19 protein-coding genes and 1 other annotated feature are annotated in these 25796 nt (G+C 32.1%); of the genes, 17 read left to right on the forward strand and 2 right to left on the reverse strand.

Annotation, left to right across the window (positions count from 1 at the left end; all coding sequences use genetic code 11):
* Window positions 1-186 precede the first annotated feature (186 nt).
* Together O3801_RS01905 and O3801_RS01910 are read left to right on the forward strand one after the other, a co-directional pair.
* Window positions 187-1272 carry an aminotransferase class I/II-fold pyridoxal phosphate-dependent enzyme gene (locus tag O3801_RS01905; protein WP_371453883.1) on the forward strand — a complete coding sequence of 362 codons (1086 nt, stop codon included), beginning with the start codon at window positions 187-189 and terminating at the stop codon, window positions 1270-1272.
* Window positions 1273-1284: 12 nt separating this feature from the next.
* Window positions 1285-2469: a MalY/PatB family protein gene (locus tag O3801_RS01910; protein ID WP_371453885.1), complete on the forward strand. Its 1185-nt coding sequence runs from the start codon at window positions 1285-1287 to the stop codon at window positions 2467-2469.
* Between the two features lie 95 nt (window positions 2470-2564).
* Here the strand turns inward: O3801_RS01910 and rpsT are convergent, their stop codons facing one another.
* Window positions 2565-2807, reverse strand: coding sequence for a 30S ribosomal protein S20 (gene rpsT, locus O3801_RS01915; RefSeq protein WP_003145397.1), 243 nt, complete (start codon window positions 2805-2807; stop codon window positions 2565-2567).
* A gap of 376 nt (window positions 2808-3183) precedes the next feature.
* Here rpsT and O3801_RS01920 point away from each other — a divergent pair, with 376 nt between their 5' ends.
* From O3801_RS01920 to rplT, 10 genes are all read left to right on the forward strand, one after another.
* Window positions 3184-3711 (forward strand): QueT transporter family protein, encoded by a 528-nt coding sequence (locus O3801_RS01920; RefSeq protein WP_294682184.1) that lies wholly within the window; start codon window positions 3184-3186, stop codon window positions 3709-3711.
* A gap of 129 nt (window positions 3712-3840) precedes the next feature.
* Window positions 3841-4578, forward strand: coding sequence for a MerR family transcriptional regulator (locus tag O3801_RS01925; RefSeq protein WP_371453887.1), 738 nt, complete (start codon window positions 3841-3843; stop codon window positions 4576-4578).
* Between the two features lie 89 nt (window positions 4579-4667).
* Window positions 4668-4800: a sequence feature (ribosomal protein L10 leader region), on the forward strand.
* 32 nt (window positions 4801-4832) lie between these two features.
* Window positions 4833-5333: a 50S ribosomal protein L10 gene (gene rplJ / locus O3801_RS01930; RefSeq protein WP_003146331.1), complete on the forward strand. Its 501-nt coding sequence runs from the start codon at window positions 4833-4835 to the stop codon at window positions 5331-5333.
* Window positions 5334-5385: 52 nt separating this feature from the next.
* Window positions 5386-5748 (forward strand): 50S ribosomal protein L7/L12, encoded by a 363-nt coding sequence (gene rplL / locus O3801_RS01935; RefSeq protein WP_003146330.1) that lies wholly within the window; start codon window positions 5386-5388, stop codon window positions 5746-5748.
* Window positions 5749-5901: 153 nt separating this feature from the next.
* A complete protein-coding gene (locus tag O3801_RS01940) occupies window positions 5902-6498 on the forward strand; it encodes a class I SAM-dependent methyltransferase (protein ID WP_371453889.1) in 597 nt (198 codons plus the stop codon).
* Between the two features lie 150 nt (window positions 6499-6648).
* The gene (gene rpoB, locus O3801_RS01945; protein ID WP_371453890.1) at window positions 6649-10455 is read left to right on the forward strand and encodes a DNA-directed RNA polymerase subunit beta; all 3807 of its coding nucleotides are present in this window, start codon (window positions 6649-6651) and stop codon (window positions 10453-10455) included.
* Between the two features lie 71 nt (window positions 10456-10526).
* Window positions 10527-14207: a DNA-directed RNA polymerase subunit beta' gene (gene rpoC / locus O3801_RS01950; RefSeq protein ID WP_294682174.1), complete on the forward strand. Its 3681-nt coding sequence runs from the start codon at window positions 10527-10529 to the stop codon at window positions 14205-14207.
* A 235-nt stretch (window positions 14208-14442) separates the two neighbouring features.
* Window positions 14443-14970 (forward strand): translation initiation factor IF-3, encoded by a 528-nt coding sequence (gene infC / locus O3801_RS01955; RefSeq protein WP_003145601.1) that lies wholly within the window; start codon window positions 14443-14445, stop codon window positions 14968-14970.
* 26 nt (window positions 14971-14996) lie between these two features.
* The gene (gene rpmI / locus O3801_RS01960; protein WP_003145690.1) at window positions 14997-15191 is read left to right on the forward strand and encodes a 50S ribosomal protein L35; all 195 of its coding nucleotides are present in this window, start codon (window positions 14997-14999) and stop codon (window positions 15189-15191) included.
* 63 nt (window positions 15192-15254) lie between these two features.
* Window positions 15255-15614: a 50S ribosomal protein L20 gene (rplT, locus tag O3801_RS01965; protein ID WP_003144917.1), complete on the forward strand. Its 360-nt coding sequence runs from the start codon at window positions 15255-15257 to the stop codon at window positions 15612-15614.
* 104 nt (window positions 15615-15718) lie between these two features.
* Here the strand turns inward: rplT and O3801_RS01970 are convergent, their stop codons facing one another.
* The gene (locus O3801_RS01970; protein ID WP_371453892.1) at window positions 15719-16537 is read right to left on the reverse strand and encodes a phosphotransferase; all 819 of its coding nucleotides are present in this window, start codon (window positions 16535-16537) and stop codon (window positions 15719-15721) included.
* Between the two features lie 376 nt (window positions 16538-16913).
* On the opposite strand from O3801_RS01970, the gene yaaA reads away from it, so the two are divergent.
* From yaaA to ppc, 5 genes are all read left to right on the forward strand, one after another.
* Window positions 16914-17129 carry a S4 domain-containing protein YaaA gene (yaaA, locus tag O3801_RS01975; RefSeq protein ID WP_003144994.1) on the forward strand — a complete coding sequence of 72 codons (216 nt, stop codon included), beginning with the start codon at window positions 16914-16916 and terminating at the stop codon, window positions 17127-17129.
* A complete protein-coding gene (recF, locus tag O3801_RS01980; protein WP_371453894.1) occupies window positions 17119-18255 on the forward strand; it encodes a DNA replication/repair protein RecF in 1137 nt (378 codons plus the stop codon). The genes yaaA and recF overlap by 11 nt, the downstream gene beginning before the upstream one ends.
* A gap of 40 nt (window positions 18256-18295) precedes the next feature.
* Window positions 18296-20212, forward strand: a complete 1917-nt coding sequence (gene gyrB / locus O3801_RS01985; protein WP_294681793.1) for a DNA topoisomerase (ATP-hydrolyzing) subunit B — start codon at window positions 18296-18298, stop codon at window positions 20210-20212.
* A 16-nt stretch (window positions 20213-20228) separates the two neighbouring features.
* Window positions 20229-22676: a DNA gyrase subunit A gene (gene gyrA / locus O3801_RS01990; protein WP_294681792.1), complete on the forward strand. Its 2448-nt coding sequence runs from the start codon at window positions 20229-20231 to the stop codon at window positions 22674-22676.
* A gap of 385 nt (window positions 22677-23061) precedes the next feature.
* Window positions 23062-25752 carry a phosphoenolpyruvate carboxylase gene (gene ppc, locus O3801_RS01995; RefSeq protein ID WP_371453895.1) on the forward strand — a complete coding sequence of 897 codons (2691 nt, stop codon included), beginning with the start codon at window positions 23062-23064 and terminating at the stop codon, window positions 25750-25752.
* The last annotated feature ends 44 nt before the right edge of the window (window positions 25753-25796 follow it).

Consider the following 25796-nt stretch of genomic DNA (forward strand, 5'->3'; position numbering starts at 1 on the left):
AAGTCTATTTCTTAGAAATACTGAACTTGTCAAGTAGCTCCTATTTTTATTTTAGGTAATTAAAAGGGTTTAATCAAAAAATATTCAGAAAAAAACAAAAAATTCAGATAAATTAGTTTATTCTGAACAAATATAATGTTATAATAGTAATGTTGAAAAGAAATTAATAAAATGAGGTATTGTTTAATGAAGAAAATTGAAACTAAGTTAGCTCAATTAGGAAATAGAAAAGACAAAGTAACGGGAGCCATTGTAACTCCTATATATTTATCGACAGCATATGCTCATCCTGGATTAGGTGAGAGTACTGGTTATGATTACACAAGAACAAAAAATCCTACTCGTACAATTTTAGAGGAGGGATTATGTGAACTTGAAGAAGGATGTCGTGCGATAGCAACGAGTTCAGGTATGAGTGCTATTCAATTAGTTTTTGAATTGTTTGAATTGAATAGTGAATTTCTAGTTTCTAGAGATTTATATGGTGGAAGTTTTAGATATTTTGATGAATTAGAGCGTAAAGGTGCACAGAAATTCATCTATTTCACTGATGAGGAAGATCTTGAAGTGAAAATTACAGAAAATACTAAAGCTGTATTTATAGAAACACCAACTAATCCATTAATGCAAGAAGTTGATATTGAAAAAGTTGCCAAAATCGCTAAAGAAAAGAATGCGTTATTAATAGTAGATAATACTTTATTAACACCATTAAGACAGAAACCATTAACTATGGGGGCTGATATTGTTGTTCACTCAGCTACAAAATATTTAACAGGGCACAACGATATTTTAGCTGGAGCTGTAATTACTAATGATGAACAAATTGGAGAGAGGTTAGCATGGATTTCTAATACTACGGGTGCGGTATTATCTGCGTTTGATAGTTGGCTATTCGTTAGAAGTTTAAAAACTTTACCGTTACGTTTTAATCAACAAGAAAAAAATGCTAAGAAGCTTGCTGAAGAATTAGAAAAAAATCCAAATGTTAAAGAAGTACTATATCCGAAAAAAGGAGCTATGCTTAGTTTTAAACTTCACGATGCTTCTAAGATTGATGCATTTCTACGTTCATTAAAGGTTGCAACATTCGCAGAAAGTTTAGGAGGAGTGGAAACATTAGTTACTTATCCTACGACTCAAACTCACTTTGATATCCCAGAAGAATTACGTCTTTCTTATGGATTAACACCGGATTTATTGAGAATTTCTGTAGGTGTTGAAGATATTGAAGATTTATTAGAAGATTTTGCACAAGCTTTAGAAGTATAGAGGACAGAAATAATGAGTAGAGTAGAAGAATTTGTAAATAAGTATTACGTTGAAAGAAGAAATACGAATAGTTTAAAATGGGATGCTTTAGAAGAGCGATTCGGAGATAAAGATTTACTTGCTATGTGGGTAGCTGATATGGAATTTAAAACTCCAGATAGTATAAGAGAAGCGCTGATTGAACGTGTAAATCATGGAGTTTTTGGTTATACTAAGTTACCTGAAAGTTATTATGATGAATATAAAAAATGGCAAAAACAAAAGTATGAAGTCAATGTTGATAAGCAATGGATAAGATTTGCTCCTGGTATTGTCCAAGCGATTTTATGGGTAATTCATGCGTATACGGAAAAAGAAGATTCAGTTATAATTATGCCACCTGTATATTATCCATTTGCTAATTCTATTAGAAATAGTGGTAGAAAATTAGTTGAATCGCCGTTACTTGAGGAAAATGGTGAATTTAAAATAGATTTTGATACATTTGAAAAAGAGATTCGTGATAACAATGTAAAATTATATATTCACTGTTCACCTCATAATCCGGTAGGTAGAGTCTGGACGTTAGAAGAACAAAAACGAGTGTTTGAAATTTGTGAGAAGTATGATGTACTTGTATTATCTGACGAGATTCATCAAGATTTTACATATAATAATCACAAGCAAATTTCTGCATTAGCACTGGAAGATGGAAAATATAATCATCGTCTTATCGTTGCCAACTCAGGATCTAAAACATTTAACCTTGCTTCATTGGTTCATGCAACTTTATTAATTCCTGACGAAAAAGTAAGAATGGTTTTTGATAAATATAAAAAAGAGAACTTAGAAGCAGAACCAAGTCTCTTGGGGCAAATTGCTCTAGAGGCTGGTTATAGAGAAGGGCATGAATGGCTTGAAGGATTAAAAGAAACAGTATTGTATAATTATACTTTACTACATGACACTCTTAAAGAAAAAGTTCCAGCAATTAAGGTGTATCCATTAGAAGGAACGTATTTAGTATTTGTTAATTTAGAAAAAGTACTAGATGGAAAAACAACAAAACAATTCATACAAGACGAATGCGGTCTAGCGATTGATTTTGGTCATTGGTTTGGTAAAGGTTATAATAAATATATTAGAATAAATCTAGCAACTAGCCCGGATAATGTAAAAGAGGCTATTGATAGAATAATTAACAATTGTAATAAATAGAATTAAGCAAAAAGGAAGAACTTAGAGAGAATTTCTAGGTTCTTCCTTTAATTAGTAATAAAAAAACTACTCAGAAGTCTGAGTAGTTAATATAATTATTTAGCTAGGTTTGATTTATATCTAGCAGCTGCGTTTTTGTGGATTAAGTTAGTTTTAGCAGCTTTATCGATTTTTTTGTAAGCAAGGTTTACTAACTCTGCAGCGTTAGCAGCACCTTCAGATTTAGCTACTTTAGCTTTTTTAATAGCTGTACGCATTTCAGATTTTTTAGCTGTGTTAGCAGCATTAGTTTTAGCATCTTTTCTTACGCTTAATACTGATGATTTAATGTTTGGCATTCGATTCACCTCCTGATTATAGTTTTTTTACTAAGAAATATTAATTAATATTCTTAATTACAATGAATTAAGTGTTGTTAGATACAACTACCTCATTTTAACATATTAAAATTGTAAATGCAAGATATTTTTATAAAAATTTTAGCATTACATTATTTTTTTATAATTTTTTTATATTTTTGTTGACGAATGGATATAATATGTGTTAGTATAAATGACGTTGATATTTAATTTTACATAGGTAAGGTTATTTGTCTTCTGACTTTATTATAATAAAAGATGTTTGAGAGATCCATCTATAAAAAAAACTTGAAGTACTGATTTCTCTTAATCAGTACTTCTTTATTTTCTCTTAAACAAGACAAGGAGATATATAATGAGAAATAATACAGTTAAAGTATTAACTATTCAAGCATTAATAGCAGCTATCTATGTTGTTTTAACAGTTGCTATTGCACCATTTTCATACGGTGCTATTCAATTACGTATTAGTGAATCACTATCTCAATTAGTGGTATTTAGTAAAAAATATTGGTTCCCTATAACTTTAGGTGTAGCAATAGCAAATATTTTTAGTCCACTTGGTATTGTAGATGTGTTCTTCGGGACTTTAGGAACAGGTTTAGCGTTAGCTATCAGTGTTTTTGTATTTAAATTTGTAAAAAATAGAATAGCTAGACATATTCTTAATATTGTCATTTACTTAGTAGTTTGTATGCCGATTATTGCATATGAAATTACTATCTTTAGCGGTGAAAACTCTGCAAGAGTACCATTCGAATTTGAAGCATTCACAGCAATTTACGGATCACTTTTATTATCACAAGTTGTAGTAATGGTAATTGGTATTGTTATTACAGAAGCATTAAATAAAGCTATTGATCTTAAAAAAGTTTTTGAATAATATTCATAAATAAATCGTTAGGAAATTTTCCTAGCGATTTTTTTAATTTTAGTATTGACCTTTACGTTACGTAATAGTATATAATTAATATATCACTAGTGAAATATTATAAAATATAGAGGAATAAATATGAGGATAAATGAGGTTGTGAAGCTCACAGGTGTGAGTGCAAGAACACTACAATATTATGATGAGATTGGATTATTAATTCCAAAGAAACTAGATAATGGTTATAGAGATTATACTAATGAAAATCTAGAAAAACTTCAAAAAATACTATTTTATAGATGTTTAAAGTTTAAGTTAAATGATATTAAAGAACTGTTAGATGGAGAAACTGAAAATTTAAAAATACTTGAACAACAACGGGAGTTAATTTTAAAAGAGAAAGAAAAGTTTGAAATAATCTTACATAATATAGAAAAAACAATAAAAACATATAAAGGAGAAGAAACAATGACTATAGAAGAAAAATTTAATGGATTTAAAAAAGAAGACTTAAATAAGTATGAAGACCAAGCTATAGAAAAGTATGGTAAAGAAACAATAGAAGAATCTAAGAAAAGACAGAGTGGTAAGGAGGATATAGTAACAGAGAAATTTAACAGTGTTTTCCGTTCTATGGCAGAATTTAAAAAAAATGGAATTAGTGTAGAAGAAAAAGAAGTTCAATCTAGAGTAGAAGATCTTTATAATTATATGAATGACTATGCTTTTGATTGTAGTATAGAAGTTTTTTCATATATAGGAAAAGGTTATGTACATAATCCTGAATTCAAAAGCAATATAGATAAATTTGGAGAAGGTGTGGCTGAATATACATCTAAGGCTATAGATGTATTTTGTAACAGTAGATTAAATAAGTAATTTTATAGTAGGAATAATAAATTTATAATTCATTTTAAATTTTTTTAAAAAAACTATTGACAAATAAAAATTAATATATTAGAATAAATAAGTCAGTTGAAAATGTACCGTAGACAGTAGGGGGAGAAATCCTTAATTAACCTACCGAGGACAAAATTCGAAAAGAAACTTATGTGCCTTTTTGTATGTTCTCGCATGCAAGAAGGTTTTTTTAATGGTACTGAAATTGATAAATCTACTTAGGAGGAAGTTCAATGTCAAAAGCTATTGAGAGAAAACAAGAGTTAGTAAATCAAATCGCAGAAGAAATTAAAGCAAGTTCTTCAGTTGTTATCGCTGACTACCGTGGATTAAACGTTGCGGAAGTAACAGAATTACGTAACAACATGCGTAACGAAGGTTTAACTTTTAAAGTTTATAAAAACTCATTAGTTCGTCGTGCGATGGAGCAAGCAGGAATTGAAGGATTAGACGAAGTTCTAACTGGACCAAATGCTTTTGCTTTCTCAACAGACGATGCTGTAGCTCCTGCTAGAGTTTTAAACGATTTCGCTAAAGAACACGAAAACTTAGAACTAAAAGCTGGTGTTATAGAAGGAAAAGTTGCAGATCAAGCTGAAATTAAAGCTATCGCTACATTACCAAGTCGCGAAGGATTACTTTCAATGTTACTATCTGTATTAACAGCGCCAATGCGCAATACTGCTTTAGCTGTTAAAGCTGTTGCAGACCAAAAAGCTGAACAAGAAGCTTAATAAATAAAAAAATATTAAAAACATATAATTTAAAAATCGGAGGAAATTTATAATGACTAAAGAACAAATTTTAGACGCTATCAAAGAAATGTCAGTTTTAGAATTAAACGACTTAGTAAAAGCAATTGAAGAAGAATTCGGAGTAACTGCTGCTGCACCTGTAGCTGTAGTTGGTGGAGCTGCTGCTGGAGCTGCTGAAGAAAAAACTGAATTTGACGTAGTTTTAGCTAACGCTGGAGACTCAAAAATTAAAGTAATCAAAGTTGTTCGTGAAATCACTGGAGACGGACTAAAAGAAGCTAAAGAAAAAGTTGATGGTGCGCCAGCAACACTTAAAGAAGGAGTTTCTAAAGAAGAAGCTGAAGAAATTAAAGCTAAATTAGAAGAAGTTGGAGCAACTGTAGAAGTTAAATAATTTCTATTCTAAGTAGATAAAAAGATAGATGTAAATAAACAATAATATTCTATTTGAGAATATTTGATACGATGATAATAACAAAAATAGTATATCTCAAGTGTCTAGCTATGGGATATACTATTTTCTTTCATTTTAAGAGGTGTCTTTATTATGGAACATTATTATACAAATAATCCGACGACAGAAAGTCGAGAAAAAATTATCAACTCAACAATAGCAAATGAGAATTTGAAATTTTATACAGATAATGGAGTATTTTCTAAAGAGAGTGTAGATTTTGGAACTAAAACAATGTTAGAAAGTTTCACTACAGATAAAGAAAATGCTAAAGTTGCGGATATTGGATGCGGTTATGGGGTTATATCTATATTCCTCGCTAAAAAATATCCAACATACAAGTTTACTATGGTAGATGTAAACAATAGAGTATTAGAATTATCTAAAAAAAATATTGAACTTAATAATATAGAAAATGAAGTAGAAGTACTAGAAAGTAGTTCCTTTGATAATGTTGAAGGAAACTTTGATATAGTTTTAACAAACCCACCGATAAGAGCTGGGAAAAAAATTGTACATAAAATAATGATAGACAGTTATGAACATCTAAATGCTCAAGGTGAGCTTTGGGTAGTTATACAAAAAAAACAAGGAATGGCTAGTTGTAAAAAATTATTAGAAGATACTTTTTCAATAGTAGAAGTAGTTTCGAAAAATAAGGGTTACTATATCCTAAAAGCCGTAAAATAATTGACAACTTGCTATGACTATGATAAAATGATATATTGCAAGTAATTCTATTTTCTTTTAGATAGAATTGCCAAAATTATATAAGTAAGTAAGAGAAAATGTATATATTTTCTTTTTAGTTTTTAAGAGAAAAGCTGAGAGGTGACACAGTTGCAAAAAGTTAAATTTGGTAAGCACAGAGAAAGACGTAGCTATGCTAGAATATCAGAGGTAATTGATTTACCGGACTTAATTGAAATTCAAACCTTATCTTATGATAAATTTTTAGAAACTGGTCTAAAAGATGTTTTTAAAGATGTATCACCAATAGAAGGTAATAATGATAAATTAAGTTTAGAATTTATCGACTATAAATTAGGAACTCCTAAATATGATGTTGATGAGTCTAAAGAACGTGACGCTACATATTCAGCACCTTTAAGAGTGCGCGTACGTTTAATTAATAAAGAACGTGACGAAATTAAAGAACAAGAAGTATTTATGGGTGAATTACCGTTGATGACTGAAACTGGAACGTTTATCATCAATGGTGCAGAACGTGTAATTGTATCTCAATTAGTACGTTCGCCTTCTGTATATTTTACAGAAGATGACAAACTTAAAGTTAAAAATATTCCAAATGCCTATAAAACAACTGTTATTCCTAACAGAGGAGCTTGGTTGGAATTTGAAAAAGATATTAAAGGATTAGTTTATGCTCGTATTGACAGAACTAGAAAAATTCCTTTAACAACGCTTATTAGAGCGTTAGGTTTTGAATCTGATGAATCAATTATTAAATTATTCGGAGAAGATACAGAACTATTAAACACATTAGAAAAAGATGAAAACCTAGACACAGGAACTGCGTTAAAAGTAATTTATGATAAATTACGTCCTGGAGAGCCAGCTAACGTAGAAACTGCAAAAGCAACTTTACATGGTAGATTCTTCGATCCAAGAAGATATGACCTTGCTAAAGTGGGACGTTATAAATTAAATAACAAACTTCACGTTGGTGAACGTCTAGAAAACCAAATTCTAGTTGAACCAATTGTTGATACAGAGACAGGAGAAATCTTAGTAGAAAAAGGTACTAAGTTAACACGTGAAATCATTGATGGAATTTATGAAGAATTAGGAACTACAGCTAACGTAGTAGAATTCGACATGAATGAAAGTCTTGATGGAAGCGACAGTCTTAAATTACAATTATTCAAGATTGTAAACCAAGTAAAAGTAGGTAATGACTTCGATATCGATGAATTAACTGATGATCAAGTATTACATGTAATTGGTAATGGAGCACCTAATAAAGATGTTCTAACATTAACAATTGCTGATATCGTGGCAAGTATTAACTACTACCTATTATTAATCAGAACTCGTAGAAATAACGATGGATTTGAATTTGAATTAATCGGACGTGTAGATGATATCGACCACCTTGGTAACCGTCGTCTACGTTGTATCGGAGAACTATTACAAAACCAAATTCGTGTAGGTATTTCACGTATGGAACGTGTTGTGCGTGAACGTATGAGTATTCAAGATACAAATGAAATCACTCCACAACAACTAATTAACGTAAGACCAGTTACAGCAATTATTAAAGAGTTCTTTGGAAGTTCTCAACTTTCACAATTCATGGACCAAGTAAACCCACTAAGTGAGCTTACTCACAAACGTCGTTTATCTGCACTTGGACCTGGTGGTTTAACAAGGGAACGTGCAGGGATGGAAGTTCGTGACGTTCACTACTCACACTATGGTCGTATGTGTCCGATTGAAACACCAGAGGGACCAAACATCGGTCTTATAAACTCACTTTCATCATTTGCTCGTATAAATGAATTTGGATTCATTATGACTCCATATAGAAAAGTTGAATTTGATGGAGAAGGTCGTCCATACGTAACTGAAAACGTACAATATTTAACAGCTGATCAAGAAGATAAATACGTTGTAGCACAATCAACTGCTAATGTTGATGAAAAAGGTTACTTCGTAGATGAAGAAGTAGTATGTCGTTTCAGAGGGGATAACACAGTTAAACCTCGTGAAATGATGAACTTCATGGACGTATCACCTAAACAGGTAGTTTCTGCTGCCACAGCATGTATTCCGTTCTTAGAGAATGACGACTCTAACCGTGCCCTAATGGGAGCGAACATGCAACGTCAAGCAGTACCTCTAATGATTACAGAAGCACCATTCGTTGGTACAGGTATGGAGCACCTTGCAGCACGTGACTCAGGAGCGGCTGTTATCGCTAAATACCCTGGTATCGTTGAATATGTTGATGGAGCGAAAATTAAAGTACGTCGTATTGAAACTCTAGAAGGTAAAGAAATTAAAGGTGATTTAGATACATACGTAATTCACAAATTCGTACGTTCTAACCACTCTACAGCTTACAACCAAAAACCAATCGTTAAAGTTGGTGATAGAGTAGAACCTAAAGATATCCTTGCAGATGGACCATCTATGGATAAAGGAGAATTAGCTTTAGGTAAAAACCTTGTAGTAGCATTCGTAAACTGGGATGGATATAACTATGAGGATGCTGTTATCATGAGCGAACGTCTTGTAAAAGATGATGTTTATACTTCTATCCACGTAGAAGAATATGAAACAGATGCTCGTGACACTAAACTTGGGCCAGAAGAAATTACTCGTGAAATTCCAAACGTAGGTGAAAATGCACTTAGAAACCTAGATGCACGTGGAATTATCCGTATTGGGGCTGAAGTTAAAGATGGAGATATCTTAGTAGGTAAAGTTACACCGAAAGGATTAACTGAACAAACTCCAGAAGAAAAATTATTATATGCTATCTTTGGAGCTAAATCTAAAGAAGTACGTGATACTTCATTACGTGTACCTCACGGTGCTGATGGAGTAGTTGCTGATGTTAAAATCTTTAAACGTGAAGATGGCGCTGAATTACCTAACGGTGTAAATGAACTTGTACGTGTATTCATCGTTCAAAAACGTAAAATCCGCGTAGGGGATAAAATGGCCGGTCGTCACGGTAACAAAGGGGTTATCTCAAATATCTTACCAGAAGAAGATATGCCTTACCTACCAGACGGTACACCAGTTGACGTAATGTTAAACCCACTAGGGGTTCCATCTCGTATGAACATTGGACAAGTATTAGAGCTACACTTAGGTATGGCTGCTAAACAATTAGGAATCCACGTAGCGACACCAGTATTCGATGGTGCTACTGATGAAGATGTTTGGTCTACAGTTGCTGAAGCTGGAATGGCTAAAGATGCTAAGACAGTTCTTTATGATGGACGTACAGGTGAACCATTCGACAGCCGTGTATCTGTAGGGGTAATGTACATGATTAAACTTGCACACATGGTTGATGATAAACTTCACGCTCGTTCAATTGGACCATACTCATTAGTAACACAACAACCACTTGGAGGTAAAGCTCAATTTGGTGGACAAAGATTTGGTGAGATGGAGGTATGGGCACTTGAAGCTTATGGTGCTGCATATACTCTTCAAGAAATCTTAACGTACAAATCAGATGATACTAATGGTCGTGTTAAAACATACGAAGCTATCGTTAAAGGTGAAAACATTCCACGTCCAGGAGTTCCTGAATCATTCCGAGTACTTATGAAAGAACTTCAAGCACTAGGTATGGACTTCAGAGTAATGGATAATGAAGATAACGAAGTAGACATGGGTGATATTGATCTAGGAGATACAATTGATTTCCACGAATCACACCATCACAACCACAATGAAGAAGAAGCTAAAGAAACAGAAAAAGCTTCAAAAGAAAATACTGAAAATGGATATCAAAGTTTAGCTAACTTAATTCTATCTGATTCAGAAGAAGAAGTTGAAGAAGAATCAAGTGAAGAAACTTCAGGATATCAAGCATTAGCTAATCTTTTAATGTCAGATACAGATGAGTATGAAGACGTTGAAGATGATACTGATGAAGAATAATATAAATTTTACAATTAATCACAAAGAACTATTCAAGGCATTTATACAAAAAAATAAAGGAGGTATGCTCCTTGATAGACGTAAATAATTTTGCATATATGAAAATTAGTTTAGCTTCTCCAGAAAAAATCAGAAGTTGGTCTTACGGAGAGGTTAAAAAACCTGAAACAATTAACTATAGAACTTTAAAACCAGAAAACGATGGGCTATTCTGTGAAAGAATTTTTGGTCCAACAAAAGACTGGGAATGTGCTTGTGGAAAGTACAAAAGAGTTAGATATAAAAACATTAAATGTGATAAATGTGGAGTTGACGTAACTTTAGCTAAAGTTCGTCGTGAAAGAATGGGGCACTTAGAATTAGCTGCCCCAGTCAGCCACATTTGGTATTTCAAAGGTATTCCAAGTAGAATGGGTCTTCTACTTGACCTTAGCCCAAGACAATTGGAAGAAGTAATTTACTTTGCTTCTTACATTGTTATTGATCCAGGTGAAACTGACTTCATGAAGAAACAAATTGTTTCTGAGCGTGAAGTGCGTGAAGCACGTAGCACATTTGGAGCAAACTCTTTCGTAGCTAAAATGGGAGCTGAAGCAATTCGCGATCTATTAGCTGAGTTAGATATCGAAAAAGAACTTAAAGACCTTAAAAATGAACTTAAAGAATTAAGTGAAAGCAACTATAAATCTGGTCAAAAAGTTGTAAAAATCATCAAACGTGTTGAAGTATTCGAAGCGTTTAAACACTCTGGAAATAAACCAGAATGGATGATTATGACTGTATTACCAGTTATTCCACCTGAATTAAGACCTATGGTTCAATTAGACGGTGGACGTTTCGCAACAAGTGACTTAAACGATTTATATAGACGTGTAATTAACCGTAACAATCGTCTGAAAAAACTTATCGAACTTAAGGCACCAGGGCTAATTGTACAAAACGAAAAACGTATGTTACAAGAAGCAGTAGATGCATTAATCGATAACGGACGTCGTGGTCGTCCTGTAACAGGTCCTGGTAACAGAACATTAAAATCATTATCTAATATGCTAAAAGGTAAACACGGTCGTTTCCGTCAAAACTTATTAGGTAAACGTGTTGACTACTCTGGACGTTCAGTAATCGTAGTTGGTCCAAACCTAAAAATGTACCAATGTGGATTACCTAAAGAAATGGCACTTGAATTATTCAAACCATTTGTAATGCGTGAATTAGTTAAACGTGAGTTAGCTAATAACATTAAAAATGCTAAAAACCAAATCGAAAGAATGGAAGATCATGTATGGGATATCTTAGAAGATATTATTCGTGAGCACCCAGTATTACTTAACCGTGCCCCGACTCTTCACAGACTAGGTATCCAAGCATTCGAACCAATCTTAGTAGAAGGACGTGCAATTCGTCTTCACCCTCTTGTTACAACAGCGTTTAACGCCGACTTCGATGGTGACCAAATGGCCGTTCACGTACCTTTATCAAAAGAAGCACAAGCAGAAGCACGTATGCTAATGCTAGCTGCTCAAAACATCCTTAACCCTAAAGATGGTAAACCAGTAGTTACACCATCTCAGGATATGGTATTAGGTAACTACTACCTAACACTTGAAAGACCTGGAGCAGTAGGGGAAGGTATGATTTTCAAAGATGCCGATGAAGCAAGAATAGCATATCAAAATGGATATATTCACCTTCACACACGTGTTGGTATCGCGGCTAAATCATTTGAAAACCCAACGTTCACAGAAGAACAAAACAAAAAATTACTTGTTACTACAATCGGTAAAGTAATCTTTAACGATATATTACCAGAAGGATTCCCTTATCTAAATGAACCTACAAAAGATAATTTAGAATCAGCGACTCCTGACAAATATTTCGTTTCACCATCTGATCTTGCAGAAGGTGGATTAAAAGCATATATTGCTGAACAAGAAGCTGTAACACCATTCAAAAAAGGTTTCTTATCAAAAATCATTTCTGAAATCTTTAACAGATTCCACATTACTGAAACATCTATGATGTTAGACAGAATGAAAGATTTAGGATTCAAATACTCTTCAAGAGCTGGTATTACAGTAGGGGTAAGTGACGTATTCGTCTTACCTAATAAATACGAAATTTTAGCAGACTCACAAGCTAATGTTGATAAAATCACAACATTATACAGACGTGGTCTATTAACTGAAGAAGAAAGATATCAAAACGTTATTGCTCAATGGGCAAAAGCAAAAGATATCATCCAAGATCAACTTATGGACTCTCTTCCAGCTACTAACCCAATCTATATGATGAGTGACTCTGGAGCCCGTGGTAACGCGTCTAACTTTACTCAGTTAGCCGGAATGCGTGGTCTGATGGCATCTCCATCAGGACGTATCATGGAAATGCCTGTACGTTCATCATTTAAAGAAGGATTAACAGTATTAGAGTTCTTCATCTCTTCTCACGGTGCGCGTAAAGGTCTTGCCGATACAGCGCTTAAGACAGCCGACTCAGGTTACTTAACTCGTCGTCTTGTAGACGTTGCACAAGATGTTATTGTTCGTGAAAACGACTGTGGTACATCTCGTGGATTAAGAGTTGCTGCACTTAAAAATGGAACAGATGAAATCGAAAGCTTACAAGAACGTCTTGAAGGTAGATACAGTAAAGAAACTGTTGTTCACCCGGAGACAGGAAAAGTTATCGTTGAAGATGGTCAATTAATCACTCTAGATACAGCTAAAGAAATTGAAGCAGCTGGAATCGAAAGTGTTGTTATCAGATCAGCATTTACATGTAACTCTCGTCATGGAGTTTGTGAGAAATGTTATGGTAAAAACTTAGCTACAGGTGAAAAAGTAGAAGTTGGGGAAGCAGTTGGTACAATTGCCGCTCAATCTATCGGAGAACCTGGTACACAGCTTACAATGCGTACGTTCCACACAGGTGGGGTTGCCGGTGCCGATATCACTCAAGGTTTACCTCGTATTCAAGAGTTATTTGAAGCGCGTAATCCAAAAGGTAAGGCATTAATCTCAGAAGTAGATGGAACAGTTACAAAAGTTGAAATCGATAATAATCACGTACGTAGAATTTACGTATTAAGTGAAATCGGTGAAGAAAGAGAATACCAAGACTATGGTGCAAGCCGTATGTTAGTTAAAGAAGATGACAAAGTTAAACGTGGTCAAGCTTTAACTGAAGGTTCTATTGAACCAAAAGAATTACTATCAATTGCTGGTTTAGAAGCAGTACAAAGTTACTTATTAACTGAGGTACAAAAAGTTTACCGTATGCAAGGGGTAGAAATCAGTGATAAACACGTTGAGGTTATGGTACGTCAAATGTTAAGAAAAGTACGTGTAATCAATGCTGGAGACACTGACTTACTTCCAGGTTCATTAGTTGATATTCACAAATTCACAGATGAAAACAAAAAAATCCTTGCGGTACGTGGAAACATGGCTACAGCTAAGCCTGTAATTCTAGGTATCACTAAAGCTTCATTAGAGACTGAAAGTTTCTTATCTGCAGCTTCATTCCAAGAAACTACTCGTGTTCTTACAGACGCAGCAGTTAAAGGAAAAGTTGATAGACTTATGGGACTTAAAGAGAACGTTATTATTGGTAAGCTAATTCCAGCAGGAACAGGAATGCCAAGATACAATGACGTAGATATCAAAGTTGAAAATGAACTTGAATTAGAAATGGATAACGAATTAAGTAGACCAATTGAAGAAGAATTACACGAAGAATTAGGATCTATTTAATTTAGAACATAGAAAAGTTAATAGGAATATAAAAAAATCTTATATTCCTATTGACAAATCTATAAAAAGTATGTAAAATAGATAATGTTGAATACAAAAGTAGAAGCACCCGTTTCTCACCTGCCAATATTGATTGTTCAGGTTTATGTAGATGAAATGTAGAATTTTATGCTGGGTGTTTTGCACTCAGTTTTTTTTAATGCTTTTAGTATTTAATGAAATTTATAAATAGGAGGTGCTGATCATTAGTAAAGATACTGCACAAGTAAATGAAGGTATTAAAGCGAAAGAGTTTCTTTTAATTAGTCAAAATGGAGAACAATTAGGAGTTAAAACTAAGGCAGAAGCAATGCAAATTGCAGAGCGTATGAACTTAGATGTTGTTCTAGTAGCTCCAAATGCTAAAACACCAGTTGCTAAAATTATGAACTACGGTAAGTTCAAATTTGAACAACAAAAGAAAGAAAAAGAAGCACGTAAGAAACAAAAAATCGTAACAACAAAAGAGATAAGATTATCTCCAACAATTGAAAAACACGATTTCGAAACTAAGTTGAAAAATGCACGTAAATTCTTAGCAAAAGAAGACAAAGTTAAAGTTTCTATTCGTTTTAAAGGGAGAGCAATCACCCACAAAGAAATTGGACAGAAAGTTTTAGAAAACTTTTCTAACGAAGCTAGCGATATAGCTACTGTCGAACAAAAACCTAAAATGGAAGGTCGCAGTATGTTCTTAGTTCTAGCACCAAAAAAAGAGAAATAAAGGTTTAATATAGGAGGAATTTGATAATGCCAAAAATGAAATCTCACCGTGGTTTAGCAAAACGTGTGAAAAAAACAGCTAGCGGTAAATTAAAACGTAGCCGTGCTTATACTTCTCACTGGTTTTCAAGAAAAACTACTAAACAAAAACGTCACTTACGTAAAGCTTCATTAGTATCTCGTGGTGATTACAAACGTATTAGAACTTTATTAGTTAAATAATATTAAAGAAGATTAATTATAGCGTAAATACTTATTTAAGTTATACATAAGGAGGAATTAGATATGCCACGTGTTAAAGGTGGAACTGTGACTCGTCGTCGCCGTAAAAAAGTTTTAAAACTAGCTAAAGGATATTTTGGTTCAAAACATACATTATTCAAAGTTGCTAAGCAACAAGTAATGAAATCAGGAATGTATGCTTTCAGAGACCGTCGTCAAACAAAACGTAACTTCAGAAGATTATGGATCGTTCGTATTAATGCAGCTGCAAGATTAAATGGATTATCTTACAGCCGTCTAATGAACGGACTTAAAGTTGCTGGAATCGATATTAACAGAAAAATGTTATCAGAAATCGCTATCCACGACGCAGCAGCATTCACAAGCATTTGTGAACAAGCTAAAGCAGCTTTAGCTAAATAATTAAAGAAAATTTAAAGAATACTTGCATAATTTTGTAAGTATTCTTTTTTTATAATTAAACACCTTAGAGAGTCATTTTTCGGCTCTTTAAGGTGTTTTATTCATTAATAGACTATTTTTCTAGGGTTATTTAATCTATGGAGTTTTGCTTGAGCAATTTCATTGTACACTTCTTCATTTCTTTTTTCGTATAATAAAATAGCCCATGTGTACCATAATAAATCACAAAACTGTAAGAATACATCTAATTTATCATAACGGCACTCTTTATCGCTAAAATAGGCTTTCAAGAAGGTGATTGTTTCTTCATAGTTTAAATCATTTTCAGATATAAAACTCGCAATATCGAAGTAATAATCATTGTATCCTGCGTACTCAAAATCTATTAAGTATAATTTATCTTTTGTAAATAAGAAATTACCTTCAACTAAGTCATTGTGACATAGTCTGTCAGGCTCATAGAACTCTTTAAAATTAGCTATGATGTACAAATATTGTTCAAGAATATTCTGTTTTTCATCAATTTGGTTATAATAATTATAAAATTGCTTAACAGGATCAAACATATGCTCAGCTTGAAATTTTTTCGAATGAAAGCTATTGAGAAGTTTTCCTATTCTTATAATACTTGATAATTTTCTTTGTGAAATAAATGTTTTTGGATTAGGTTGAAATTCTGTAATTAGGTTATCATTATTGAAGAATATTGGTTTAAGAAAGTAATCTTCATCGGCAAGAAGACTAATAGCTTCTTTTTCGTTATTTTTATTTACAATACTTGTAGAATCTTTAGATGTTCTATAGAAATATTTATTATTATCCGTTGTAATAATATAATTTTTATTAGTAATTCCATAACTTGTTTCTTCTAGTGAGATTACTTTTTCATTTAAGATTTTTTCTAATTTATCTAAATTGTACATATCAATATCCTCCTTAATTTCTGAAATATAAAATCCTTTTTCACTATAATTATATAATAAACTAACTAAAGTTAAAAGAAAAACGATTACATTGTTTATAAATTTAATTTTTAAATTTTTATTAAAATACTATTTTTTTTCATAATATATTTCCATTAGTTTTGAAATAAATTAATAAATATACACTATATTATTTATGTGAACTTAAATTGATACTAATCTTTAAAAATACCTGGTATATATAGATATTTTAAATTAAAAATTTATAAAAAAATGGTCGTTGTTGAAAAAAAACAAGAAATTTGATATAATTATAATGTATAAAATATATTTATATACACAGAGTTTCATTTTTAAATATCATAGGAGGTGTGAAATGAAAGAAGTTTTTATTAATAGTGAGTATATTACATTAGCTCAATTCTTAAAATTAGAAGGGTTTATTGGTTCAGGTGGAGAAGCTAAATACTTTTTACAAGAAGTAGAAGTCGAGCTTAATGGAGAGCTAGAAAACAGACGAGGGAAAAAATTATATTCAAATGATGTAATAAAATTAGAAGGAAACGAATTTATAATAATTAATGAAAATTAAAAGTTTAAAATTACTGTACTTTCGAAATTATTTATCTACGAATATAGATGCACATCCCTCGCTTAATGTTTTAGTAGGAAACAATGCGAATGGAAAAACTAATATTATAGAGTCTATTTTTTGTTTGGCGCTTGGGAAAAGCTACAGAACAAAGAGTGATAGCGAGTGTATTATGTTTGGAGAAACAGCAACAGCTATGTCTTGTATCGTGAATAAGAATGATAAAGATCTAGACATAATGTTAGGAATTAATAATAAAGGGAAAAGTGCAAAGATTGCTGGAATAAAGAAAACTAAGCTAACTGATTTTGTCGGTGAACTTAATGTTGTTCTTTTCTCTCCAGAAGATTTGCAGATTGTTAAAGGTTCTCCATCATTACGTAGAGAATTTATGAATCGTGAATTCTATCAATTTTCACGTATTTATCACAAATACTACTTAATGTATCAACATCTTTTAAAACAACGCAATTCATATTTAAAAGATATGAGAAAGAATCCGAAGGATGAGATGTCTCTAGCGTATTTAGAAACTCTTACATCTCAACTCGCGAAAGTAGCACTATACATTACAAAAGAGAGAGTGTCATTTGTTCAAGATATTTCTAAGTTAACATATAAAAATATGTTAAATATATCGAATGGACAAGAAACTTTAAAAATTAAATATAAAAGTTCAGTATTAGATGCATTGAATATTTCAGAAATAAACGATGAGTCCTTTACTGAAGAGAACTTGACTAAAGTTATGATGAATAAATCTTTTGATGATATTATGCGAGGAAGTACAAAAATTGGACCACAGCATGATGATTTAGAATTTTATATAAATGATCTTGATGCGAAAATGTATGCATCCCAAGGTCAACAGAGAAGTATAGTATTATCACTTAAACTCGCTGAAATAAACTATCTAAAAGAAAAAACAGGAACATATCCTGTATTACTATTGGATGATGTACTAAGCGAGCTGGATAAAAATAGACAATTGAAATTATTAGATGCAATTAATGAAAATGTGCAAACATTCATTACGACACCTTCAATATCAGATATTAAAGAAGATTTATTAAGAAAAGCTAAAGTTTTCAAAATAGAAAATGGAAACATTAGTGAAATAGTCTAGAAAATTTATTTATGAATTTACTAAAATGAAAGGAAAAATCATGGTAGAAAATAAAAAAACACAAGAATATAATGCCGATCAGATTCAGGTCCTTGAAGGATTAGAAGCTGTTAGGGTAAGACCAGGTATGTATATCGGTTCTACATCTAGTAAAGGTCTACACCACCTTGTTTGGGAAATAGTAGATAACTCAATAGATGAAGCCTTAGCTGGATATTGTAATACGATAACAGTAGCAATTGAAGAAGGAAATTGGATAAGAGTAGAGGATAATGGTCGTGGGATTCCTGTAGATATTCAAGAACAAACAGGTAAACCTGCACTTGAAGTAATCCTTACAGTACTACATGCCGGTGGTAAATTCGGAGGCGGCGGATATAAAGTATCTGGTGGTCTTCACGGGGTTGGTGCCAGTGTAGTTAATGCTTTGTCAACTAACTTAGAAGCCTCTGTTCATCGTGATGGAAAAATTCACAGTATGAAATTTGAGCGAGGAGATGTAGTTCAAGGTATTACTGTAGTTGGAGATACTGATAGAACTGGAACAACTATTCGTTTTAAAGCAGATCCAGAAATCTTCCAAGAAACGACAGTATATGAATACGATATTTTAAGAACACGTATTAGAGAACTTGCTTTCTTAAACAAAGGAATAACAATTATTCTTAAAGATGAAAGAGCAGGACAAGAAAAAGAGGAAACTTTCTGTTATGAAGGTGGACTATTAGAATATGTAGAGATGTTAAATGAGAATAAAGATGCTTTACATGAAGCTATCTATGTTCACGGTGAGATGGATGGTAAAGAAGTAGAAATCTCAATGCAATATAACACTGGATATTCAAATAATGTCTTAAGTTATGCGAATAACATTAATACACATGAGGGTGGTACTCATGAAAGTGGATTTAAAACGGCACTTACAAGAATAATTAACTCTTATGGTAAAAAGAATAAACTTATTAAAGATAAGGAATCTTTAACAGGTGACGACGTTCGTGAAGGACTTGTTGCGATTATCTCTATTAAACACCCAAATCCACAGTTCGAAGGACAAACAAAAACTAAATTAGGTAACTCAGAAATGAGTACTATTACTAACAAACTATTCTCTGAAGAATTAGATAGATTCTTATTAGAAAATCCAAAAACAGCGAAAATAATCGTTGAAAAAGGACTTCAAGCATCTCGCGCGAGAATCGCAGCGAAGAAAGCTCGTGAATCTACACGTCGTAAAAATGCTTTAGAGTTTACTAATCTACCAGGGAAACTTGCTGACTGTTCAAGTAAAGATGCAGCTGAATGTGAATTATTCCTAGTCGAAGGGGACTCTGCGGGAGGAAGTGCAAAACTTGGACGTAATAGTAAATTCCAAGCTATTTTACCGCTTAAAGGTAAAATTCTGAACGTAGAGAAAGTTAGAATTGATAAGGTATTAGCTAACGATGAAGTTCGTTCATTAATTACAGCTATTGGTATGGGTATTGGTGAAACATTAAACATCGATAAACTTCGTTATCACAAAATCGTTATTATGACCGATGCCGATGTCGATGGAAGTCACATTAGAACATTATTATTAACATTCTTCTTCAGATATATGAGAGAATTAATCGACGCAGGATATGTATATATCGCTAGACCACCTCTATATGGATTAAAAGTAGGTAAGAAAGAATTTTACTGCCACACAGAAGAAGAACTGAAACAAAATATTGAAGAACATGCTGGAGATAAAAAGTACACTGTTCAACGATACAAAGGTCTTGGAGAGATGAATGCAGAAGAACTATGGGATACTACAATGGATCCAGAACACCGTTTAATGTACCAAGTAAGTGTTGATGATGCTCAAAGAGCAGATGCTGCTTTTGATACACTAATGGGTGAAAAAGTAGAACCAAGACGTAAATTTATCGAAGATAATGCGCTAAATGTTATAAACTTAGACATTTAGAAAGAAAGGATAGAACATGGAAGATAATAAAAATAATATTACCTTAAGAAACATAACAACTGAAATTGAAAATTCATTCTTAGATTATTCAATGAGTGTTATTGTATCGCGTGCATTACCAGATGTTCGTGACGGGTTAAAACCAGTTCATAGAAGAATACTTTATGCTTTTAATGATTTAGGGTTAACATATGATAAACCTTACAAAAAAAGTGCCTTCGTTGTAGGGGAAGTAATGGCGAAGTATCACCCTCATGGTGACTTTGCAACATATGGAACAATTGTACGTTTAGCACAAGATTTCAATAGTAGATATCCTTTAGTAGATGGTCAAGGGAACTTCGGTTCTATTGATGGAGACGGTGCTGCTGCGATGCGTTATACTGAAGCTAGAATGAGTAAAATAGCTTCTGAATTACTACGTGATATTAACAAAGATACTGTTGATATGCAAGATAACTACGATGGAACAAAACAAGAACCAAAAGTATTACCAGCAAGAATTCCAAACTTATTAGTTAACGGAAGTAGCGGTATTGCCGTAGGTATGGCGACTAATATTCCACCTCATAACTTAGGTGAGGTTATCGATGGGGTAATCGCATTAGCTGATAACTCTGAAATAACAATTGCTGAATTAATGTCTAAAATTAAAGGACCTGACTTCCCAACAGGATCATTCTTATTAGGACGTAGTGGGATAGTTAAGGCATATACAACAGGACGTGGTTCTGTAATTATGCGTGGTAAAACTGAAATTGAGCAAATGAAAAATGGTAAGGAAAGAATTGTTATTACAGAAATTCCTTATCAAGTAAATAAAGCGAAATTAGTTGAAAAAATTGCTGAACTAGCTCGTGATAAGAAAATTGAAGGTGTTACAGACCTTCGTGATGAAAGTAACTTAAAAGGTATTAGAATTGTAATTGAATTACGCCGAGATGTTAATAGTAACGTAATTTTAAACAATTTATACAAATTAACACCATTACAAAGTTCATTCGGTGTTAACATGATTGCTCTTGTAAATGGAGTACCTAAGTTATTAAATCTTAAAGAAGTACTTTACTACTACTTAGAGCACCAAAAAGAAGTAGTAGTTAGAAGAACTAAATTCGATCTTAAAAAAGCACAAGCACGTGCTCACATATTAGAAGGGTTACGAATTGCTCTAGATAATATCGATAGAATTATTAGTTTAATTCGTGGATCTCAAACTGCAGAAGAAGCAAAAGCAGGATTAATTGATCAATTTGGATTAACTGAAATTCAAGCCCAAGCTATACTAGATATGCGTCTTCAAAGACTTACAGGTTTAGAACGTGATAAGATTGAAGAAGAGTATAGTAAACTTATGGAACTTATCGCTGACTTAGAAGACATTCTAGCTAAACCAGAACGTGTAATTCAAATCGTTAAAGATGAGTTATTAGAAGTTAAGGAAAAATTTGGAGACAAACGTCGTAGTGTAATTATTGAAGGACAAGTAGATCAAATTGAGAACGAAGATTTAATTGAAAAAGAACAAATCATTATTACTCTATCTCATAACCAATATATTAAACGTCTTGCTGCAAGTACATATAAATCACAAGGACGTGGTGGACGTGGAGTAAACGGTATGACTACAAATGATGAGGATAACGTAGCTTATATGCTAAGTTGTTCAACTCACGATCATATCCTATTCTTCACAGATAAAGGTAAAGTTTATACTCTTAAAGGTTATGAAATTAACCAAATGAGTAGACAATCTAAAGGAATACCAATTATTAACCTATTAGAGATTGAAAAAGAAGAAAAAGTAAACTCTATTATTGCAATTTCTGATTTACAAGAAGAAGATACAAACTTAATCTTCTCAACTAAATATGGTATCATTAAGAAATCTAAATTAGGAGATTACGCAAGTATTCTTAAGAAAGGTAAGATCGCCCTTAAACTTGATGAAGATGATGCATTAATCGATGTTCAAAGAATTACAGATGATCAAGATATTATGATCGTTACAGCAAATGGACAAGCAATTAGAATTAATGCTGAAAAAGTTCGTACAATGGGACGTGTAAGTCGTGGAGTTAAAGGTATTACACTTTCTCCAGATGACTACGTTGTAGGTATGGAAGTAGTCGATGAATCTAAGAAAATTTTAACAGTAACAGAAAATGGTATTGGAAAAATTTCTAAATCTACGGAATTCAATGTAATTAACCGTGGAGGAAAAGGTGTTAAAGTAGCAAAAGTTACGAAGAAAACAGGTAAGATTGTAGCGGTTAAATCTATCGCAGGAAATGAAGACCTAATGATAATGACTGATCAAGGAATTATTATTAGAATAGATGTTTCTACAATCAGTACATTAGGAAGAACAGCGACTGGAGTTAAAGTTATTAACCTAGTTGATGATCAAAAAGTAGCGACTGTGACTTTAGCAGCTAAAGAAGAAAGCTACGAAGACGAATAGGAATATTTAGATAAAAAATAAGGATAACTTTATAAGTAGTACTTCACTATTTATAAAGTTACCTTTTTTTATTATGAAAATAAAGTATTAAATAGGGAGTGACTCAAAGTTGTGATTTCGAAGAAATCGATTTTGTCGAGTTAGTCCCCTGATGTAAAAATTATAATATAATAAAGGTTTGTAAGTGGTTTAAAATAAATAATTAAACATAGTGAAATAAGAACAATAAAAAGAGATTTCTAAAAAAAGTTAGTAAAATAATTAAGAATATAAAAAAAATAGCCAAAATTCATTGTTTTATTAGAAAAAAAGTTTTATAATGGAATATGTAGTTAAAACTGATAAATATACTTTATTAGTAAAAAACTTATCAAGGAGTAACTAAATGCAAAACACAAGATTAGAAAGCAATGTGAATGAGAATATTATACAAGAAGAGATTCAAATTCTTACAGAAATGCTGTTAAAAGCAACACAAAAATTGATTTCTGAAGATACATTTGAAAAAATTGTAGAATTAAAAGCATTAGCAGATGAAAAAAATTACGAAAAATTAAATCTTATTATTAAAGATTTAACTCAAGAAGAAATGGAAATTGTTGCAAATTTCTTTTCAATTTTACCATTATTAATTAATATAGCTGAAGATGTCGATTTAGCATATGAAGTTAACTATAAAAATAATATAGGTGAATCATATGTTGGGAAATTATCTGAGTCTATTAAAAATATTAAAGATAAAAATATCTTAGAAAATATTAATGTAGTACCAGTATTAACAGCTCACCCAACACAAGTTCAACGTAAAACAGTTCTTGATTTAACAGAAAAACTTCACAGGTTATTAAGAAAACATCGTGATGTAAAAAATGGTTTAATCAATGAAAGAAAATGGAAAAATGCAATCCAAAAACATATAGAAATATTAACACAAAGTGATATTATTCGTGAGAAAAAATTAAAAGTTGCTAACGAAATCACAAACGTATTAGAGTATTATAACTTATCATTTATTAAAGCAATTGCAAAATTAATGACTGAGTATAAATTATTATTAGAAGAAAATAATATAGAATTAAAAAATGAAACTCCGATAACAATGGGAATGTGGATCGGTGGAGACCGTGATGGAAATCCATTTGTAACAGCTGAAACATTAAATTTATCAGCTATGAAGCAATGTGAGCTTATTACAACGTATTATATTGAAAAGTTAAATAGTTTATATAGAACATTCTCAATGTCATCGCATGTTACTAAAGGAAGTAAAGAACTAGAAGAATTAGCGAATCTTTCAAGTGATACTTCTGAGTATAGAGAAAAAGAATCATACAGAAGAGCAATATCACATATTAAAGAAAAACTTGAAAACACTAGAGAATATTTATTACAAGATAAAGAAGTTGAAGATAAATATCTTACAGCTGATGAGTTTATCGCTGATTTAACAATAATTGAAAAATCACTGTTAGAAAACAAGGGTGAAATCCTAGTGACTGGTGAATTTGAAGAATTACTTAATGTTGTTAAAATCTTTGGATTCTATTTAGCAAGTATTGATATGCGTCAAGATTCAAGTGTCTATGAAGCGTCAGTTGCTGAATTATTAAGTAGTGCTAATATCGAAAAAGATTATAGTTCACTTAGTGAAGAAGAAAAATGTGAACTTCTATTAAAACAATTAAAAGAAGATCCACGACCACTAAGTATAAATGATGAAAACAAACAATCAGAAGAATTACGAAAAGAACTAGCAATATTTAGAACAGCTAGAAAATTAAAAGATAAACTAGGTGATAATGTTATTAAACAAAACATTATTTCACACACAACAAGTGTTTCTGACTTATTAGAACTTGCCATTATGCTAAAAGAAGTTGGTTTAGTGGGAAGTGACTTTGCAAGATTACAACTTGTACCATTATTTGAAACAATCGAAGACTTAGAAAATTCATATGAAGTAATGGATAAATACTTAAGTCTAGATATCGTGAAAAAATGGGTAAGTGATAATAGAAGTTATCAAGAGATTATGTTAGGATACTCTGATAGTAATAAAGATGGTGGATACCTATCATCTGGATGGTCGCTTTATAAAGCACAACAAGAGCTATCATCACTAGGAGAAAAACATAATATTAAAGTTACATTCTTCCACGGTCGAGGTGGTACTGTTGGTCGTGGTGGTGGACCAAGTTATGATGCGATTATCTCTCAACCTTTAGGAAGTGTACAAGATAGAATTCGTCTAACAGAACAAGGTGAAATTATCGCAGCCAAATATGGGAACAGTGACGCGGCATACTACAACTTAGAAGCCTTATTCTCTGCCGTTATTCAAAGAATGAATGCTGATAAAGTTAATACAGATATCAGAGATATACCTGAAATCCAAGTTATTATGGATGAAATAGTAGAAGATAGTTATAACAAATATCGAGAACTAGTATTTGAAAATCCTAACTTTTATAATTACTTCTTCGAAGCAACACCAATTAAAGAAATTTCAAGTCTAAACATTGGTTCACGTCCAGCATCACGTAAGAAGATCACTGATATTGGTGGCTTAAGAGCAATTCCATGGGTATTTTCATGGTCGCAAAGTAGAATTATGCTTCCTGGTTGGTACGGAGTAGGAACAGCATTTTCAAACTTTATAAATAAAGATAAAGGAAATATTGAAAAACTTCGCAAAATGTATAAAGAATGGCCATTCTTTACATCATTACTTTCAAATGTAGATATGGTTATGTCAAAATCTGACATGGATATTGCAAAAGAGTACGCAAATCTATGTAAAGAAGAGGAAACTAAAAAGGTATATGAAGAAATCTTAAGAGAATGGAATTTAACAAAACAAGTAGTTTTAGAAATTTCAGAACATAAAGAATTCTTAGAAGATAATACTTATTTAACTCGAAGTTTAGAAAATAGGTTACAGTACTTTAATACGCTGAACCTAATTCAATTAGAGTTAATTAAACGTTCAAGAGAAGGTAAATTACCTGAATCACAAATTAATACTATTCACATAACTATTAACGGAGTTGCTACAGGACTTAGAAACTCAGGATAATAAAAACGAGAGGATTCACCATGAGTCCTCTATTTTTTTAGGAA

The sequence above is a fragment of the Gemella sp. 27098_8_149 genome (assembly GCF_041433745.1).
Classification (GTDB): domain Bacteria; phylum Bacillota; class Bacilli; order Staphylococcales; family Gemellaceae; genus Gemella.